4 protein-coding genes are annotated in these 5,282 nt (G+C 41.3%); 2 read left to right on the top strand and 2 right to left on the bottom strand.

Annotation, left to right across the window (positions count from 1 at the left end; all coding sequences use genetic code 11):
- Window positions 1–290: 290 nt before the first annotated feature.
- Entirely contained in the window at window positions 291–1,460 is a 1,170-nt protein-coding gene (locus CALSC_RS10400) for a homocysteine biosynthesis protein (protein ID WP_088241281.1), read from the top strand.
- 185 nt (window positions 1,461–1,645) lie between these two features.
- Here CALSC_RS10400 and CALSC_RS10390 read toward each other — a convergent pair whose 3' ends face one another.
- Window positions 1,646–2,596, bottom strand: a complete 951-nt coding sequence (locus CALSC_RS10390) for a hypothetical protein (RefSeq protein WP_088241279.1) — start codon at window positions 2,594–2,596, stop codon at window positions 1,646–1,648.
- A gap of 476 nt (window positions 2,597–3,072) precedes the next feature.
- Here CALSC_RS10390 and CALSC_RS10385 point away from each other — a divergent pair, with 476 nt between their 5' ends.
- A complete protein-coding gene (locus CALSC_RS10385) occupies window positions 3,073–3,945 on the top strand; it encodes a tetratricopeptide repeat protein (protein ID WP_088241278.1) in 873 nt (290 codons plus the stop codon).
- A gap of 350 nt (window positions 3,946–4,295) precedes the next feature.
- Here the strand turns inward: CALSC_RS10385 and CALSC_RS10380 are convergent, their stop codons facing one another.
- A complete protein-coding gene (locus tag CALSC_RS10380) occupies window positions 4,296–5,195 on the bottom strand; it encodes a CPBP family intramembrane glutamic endopeptidase (protein WP_407641905.1) in 900 nt (299 codons plus the stop codon).
- Window positions 5,196–5,282: the final 87 nt, after the last annotated feature.

Raw genomic sequence — 5,282 nt, 5'->3', positions numbered from 1 at the left:
AACCTACTTATACAAATCCCAAAAGTAGATGTGTAAATCATGATTTTCAATAATATATAGCACTAAGCGATTAGGTTAGCCCTTCGACTTAGCTCAGGGTTAAGGACATTGTTGGAGACCCAAAACTATAAACAGTAAACTTATTACTCCTTCGGAGTGTCTCCTCCGGAGAGACTGCGTCAACGCCATTTGCTTTATGCCGGGAAACACCTCCACCGCAATGGCTTACTGTCCACTGCAATGGTTAACTTATTACTTTTTACTTCTTACTTGCGCGTAGCGCTATAAATATGCGAACAATTACAGAAATTAACGAGAAAATTAGTTGTGAACGTGCTGTGGTCATGACTGTGCAAGAAGTGAAAGCACGGGTTGTGGAAGTTGGTGTCAAGAAAGTTGCTAATGAAGTAGATGTAATTACTACAGGTACATTTGAACCAATGGAATCAAGTGGGGCAATCATTAACCTGGGACATACTGATCCTCCCATAAAAATTCGTCGTTGTTGGTTAGATGGAGTACCTGCATATTCTGGTTTTGGGGCTGTAGATTTATACTTGGGTGCCAGTTGTGCAGTTGAAGCAATGGAGGGGGAAGAAGCTCGAGAACGTGGAGGTGGTCATGTAATCGAAGATTTAATCGCAGGTAAACCAATTCATATCCGTGCCCAAGGTCAAGTAACAGATTGTTATCCCCGAACTAGTTTTGAAACGACCATTACTCGGGATACAATCAATCAATTTTATTTATTTAATCCTCGTAATTTATATCAAAATTTTATTGTAGGTGTTAATGGAGGCGATCGCCCATTGTTCACTTATTTGGGTCCATTACAGCCACGGTTAGGTAATGCGGTTTATTCCAATCCTGGAGCCATATCTCCCCTGCTTAACGACCCAGATTTACAGTTAGTTGGCATTGGTACCAGGATTTTTTTGGGTGGAGGAATTGGCTACGTGGCTTGGGAAGGTACTCAGCATTTCCCTTTACAAAAACGCTTACCCAACCGTACACCAATTGGTCCAGCAGCAACCTTGGCATTAGTAGGTGATGGGAAACAGATGGATTCTCGTTGGGTACGCGGTTGCTATTTCAAAAATTATGGGCCTTCTTTAATGTTGGGTGTAGGCATACCATTTCCTGTTTTAAATGAGGAAGTCATTGCCCATTGTGCGGTTCAAGACAAGGAGTTGGTAGCTCCAATCGTAGATTTTTCTATTCCTCGGCGGGTTCGTCCTACCTTTGGCTTAGTAAGTTATGCTCAACTCAAATCGGGGAAGATTGCCATTGACGGTAAAACAGTTCGTGTTGCTCCCCTTGCTAGTCTATTTTTTTCTCAGCAAGTTGCTCAAGAGTTAAAGCAGTGGATTATGGCAGGTAAGTTTACCTTAACAGAAGCTGTTGCATCCATTGCTACACAGCGTTCTTTCCTACCCCAAGATAGCTGGACGGAGTTTTAGAAGAGGCAGGGGAGCAGGGAGCAGGGGGCAACGGGAAGGTGGACAAAGGGGACAAGGAAGACAAGGGGGACAAGGAGGACAAGAAAGGAATAATATCTTCTCACACTCCCACACTTCCCACACTTCCCACACCTCCCACACCTCCCACACCTCCCACACTCCCCTCACTTCATCTCCTAATCACACTATTCCTGCTCTGGTTTAGGTCGCTTAACAGGTTTAGGAAGGGAAGCTTTGGGAACTGGTTTAGAAGGTGCTGAGGAGTCACCTGTTTTCTTAAATGGACGCTGACTCCCCCCAGCCCCAGAATACTTTTTAAAGGGTCTTTTACTGCCTTGGGAATGCTTCTTGAATGGTGGGCGACGCTTTTTCGGTAAGTCAGCGATCGCTTCCGCATTTTCTAGCACCAATGCATCTCCTTCCCTTTGCAAGTGCAAGTCCCAAAATTTACCTATAGCTTTGGTATTAAGCATACCCTTAGCCTTTAGCTTAAAGTACTTTGGTTTATCCGTAGATTTGCGTGGTGCTTGCTTAATTTTGATCACCAAGCTTTGAGATTCAGCAGACTGATAAACAATTTCACCGCGAACGGAAAAACCACCATCTGTCATTGCTGATGAAGGAATCAATTTAGTTTTAGTTTCTAAGGAATCTTCCTCTGGTTTAACTGATTGTTTAGCTAAGTTTTCTGGCTCCCAAACCCCAACAATTTGCAAGTGCAATTGGTCAGTTTGCGGACGAGTCCGAGGATAAACAACCCATAAATGTTCTGTTTCTAAGTCAAGATGATTCTTGACTAAACTCATAATTCTTCCTAGAAGGACAGCATCCAAAATCACCCCATCGGAAGTTAACAATGAACCTTGGGTGAATTGTTCGCTACTAGCAAGATAGCGACCTCTTACTAAGCCAATGGCTCGGTATTGCATGGGTTCACTGGGTGGTGGAATTGGTTGCTGCCGATTCCTTAGGTTTTCATTGCTGGTTGGTTCATTAGAGTTGACAGTAGAATTATCTAGTTCAGAGGCATCCTCTGTTTGAGAATTGGTGTTCACAGAGACTATTTGATTAATTGGAGTCTCTTGAGGTGCATTTGAGTTAGAGGAATCAGGTGAAGGCATCAGGTCGGAATTCATAAAAACTCCTTGCGGCGGAGAGATATCCCAGAATGGGATTTTGCAAAGGTAGTTGAAAAATATTGTGTGGCTGGTGCAGGTTAATTTTTCTGACAATTTGCCACCCAATAGCTACCTGTGTGATACTAAAAAGCGCAATCTAGCGCACACTAACACTAAATGTGTAATTTAGCGCCTTTCTACTAGTTTCGGAAGCATAGCACAGCTAAAATTTAGACAGTTCCTCCTAAAGTCAGCACTTGTTTTGCATATTTTGACGAGCAACCCCCTAAAGGGTTCATTAGTTACTTGAAGTCGGGGAACCCGCCCAACGTACTAACTCACCACGACGACAGTCCTAAGGGAACGCACCAGTCGTGATCACCCTTTGTTATAAAGTTCACCAAGTATTAACTGTATTCCGTAAAGTTTTTCAACTTTTTCATTTATCCTATTTGCGTCAATCATCATAACTATTAAAGTTTAAGGAAGGTTTTGTGTCTGAAGTGCGTAATCGCTGGATCGTTAAGATTATTTTAGTACTAGCAATTGTTGCTTTTATTGGGGTTTCTATGTTGCCCATTATTCAAGCATTGAGTGATGGACAAGGTTCTTCCCAAAATTCAGCCACTGCACAAAGTAATTCTTCGGTATCGAACCAAAAATCAAAGCTGGCAAACGAAATACAAGGTTTAGAAATTGTTCTACAACGAGAACCCAATAACCAAGCTACATTAAGGAGTTTACTAGAAAGGCAATTGCAGTTGTTGCAGTTGGGCGCAGGTAATCTTCAGAGCATTATAGAAACCTTAGAGAAGTTAGCTAAATTAAATCCAGAACAAACTAAGTATGCAGTTTTGTTGGCTCAAGCCAAGCAACAAGTAAATGATAAGGAAGGAGCTGCTCAAGCTTATCGTTCAGTACTGGAGACTAAACCTGGTAACTTGGAAGCTTTGCAAGGAATGGTAATGCTTTTATTAGAGCAAAAACGCCCGGAAGCTGCTATTGGTTTATTGCAAGATACCTTATCAAAAGCAACCCAAGCCAATAAAATTGAGCCTGGTAGTGTGGATATTGTGGCTGTGCAATTACTTTTGGGCAATGTTCATACCTCCCAAAAACGCTATGGTCAAGCTCTTGCTGCCTATGATATGGCGATTAAAAATAATAAACAAGATTTCCGTCCCGTTTTAGCTAAGGCAATGCTCTTGAAAGAACAGGGTAAGAGTGACGAAGCAAAACCTTTGTTTTCCACTGCTGCTACTTTAGCACCTGCTCAATATAAGGATGAAATTAACAAGCAGGCTAATATTTCTGTTCCTACCCCTAAATCCTCCCCGGAAAAAGGGAAGGATGGTAAGAGTGAATGAAGCAGGAGGAGGTATTATAGTCACTACGCTCCTTAGGTGTTAGGGGGGTAAGTGTCTCACAAGGGTAGTTTTTTACCAGAAGTGTAACGAGAGGGTGAAAGCCCACCAGAAATAGCAACACAGTTGCGCGTTTCGTTCTTTAGACAGGGGATGAAACCCGATATGGTGGGATTTATCCCACAGTCTCAGCATAATCCTTAAAGCTAAGAAAAAGCGAAGAGAAGCGGTTTTAACCCGTCCCGTAGCATCTTTTTAGAATCCCCTCGCCTTCAGGCAGGGGAGTAGTCAAATTCAGATTTATCATAGGGACAAACAAGGGAGGTAAGGAAGGAAAGCCTAACACCTAACCCCTATTCAATCCTTTTATTGGTTGATGATGTAGCAATAAATGTAAAGAAAGACCAGAGAATTAATCCAGTTAGCAACATACAAACAAATCCTGTTACCCCTGCTAGGGGTTTTTTATTTTTACCCGTTACCCACTCTGGAACATTACCTGTATAGTTGATTAACCCAGCTGTATCTATACAACCAATTGCCCATACCCAACCACTGTGTAATCCCCAAGCTATACCTAAATTACCATCATTCACCAACCGGGCTAAGACCAATACCATTCCCATTAACCAAAGTCCTGGTAGTTGGGGAACAGTTTCCTTTTTTTCCCAAACTAAGTGAAGTAAGGCAAAAATTAAGCTAGAAATTATTGCAGCTAGCCAAATAGGATAATCTCGCCCTAGTTGAGTGAGTAAAAAACCCCGAAAAACTAACTCTTCTATCCCACCTACTAATAACCCGATTAACAAAATGGGTAAGACGATTGATGTTATTTGCTTGACCTTCAATGGTTGAAATTTGCACCAATCCAGCCATATTTGACAGGAAAAAATCACAACTAAACTCAATACTCCCAATGTAAAACCCCAAAATAAAGAGAATAAGAGGGAAACATTGATCAAAAAGCCATAATCTGCAAACGAGCTATTTGTTAACCACATAGCATTCCAGACAATTAAAGGTGCTAATAAGTAGAGAGATAGGAGTAAGGGTAATTTTTGGTTGTCTTTTAAGGGTTGGCTTGGTTTTAAATCAAGAGCTGCTGCTATTAAGGTGGCTATTGGTAACCAACATCCTACCCAAGCAAGAAAAAATGTGATGACGACAACCAATACGGAGGCATTTTCAAAATATAAAAATAAATTATTAGCTGATGATTCCCATAAATCTATAAAAGCAACCATAAACAACACAATAAAATTTTGTCGAGCTGATAGCACTACTCAAGTTTAATCTCCATATTCAAACCAAAAGCAATTCCTTGACAAATATAAAGATAT

The organism is Calothrix rhizosoleniae SC01, assembly GCF_900185595.1.
Classification (GTDB): domain Bacteria; phylum Cyanobacteriota; class Cyanobacteriia; order Cyanobacteriales; family Nostocaceae; genus Calothrix_A; species Calothrix_A rhizosoleniae.
This window is presented reverse-complemented; position numbering and strand designations above follow the sequence as displayed.

Excerpts from the sequence above, each read along its gene's own strand:
- CALSC_RS10400 (WP_088241281.1), top strand. The coding sequence starts at position 291 with ATGCGAACAATTACAGAAATTAACGAGAAAATTAGTTGTGAACGTGCT.
- CALSC_RS10390 (WP_088241279.1), bottom strand. The coding sequence starts at position 2,596 with ATGAATTCCGACCTGATGCCTTCACCTGATTCCTCTAACTCAAATGCA.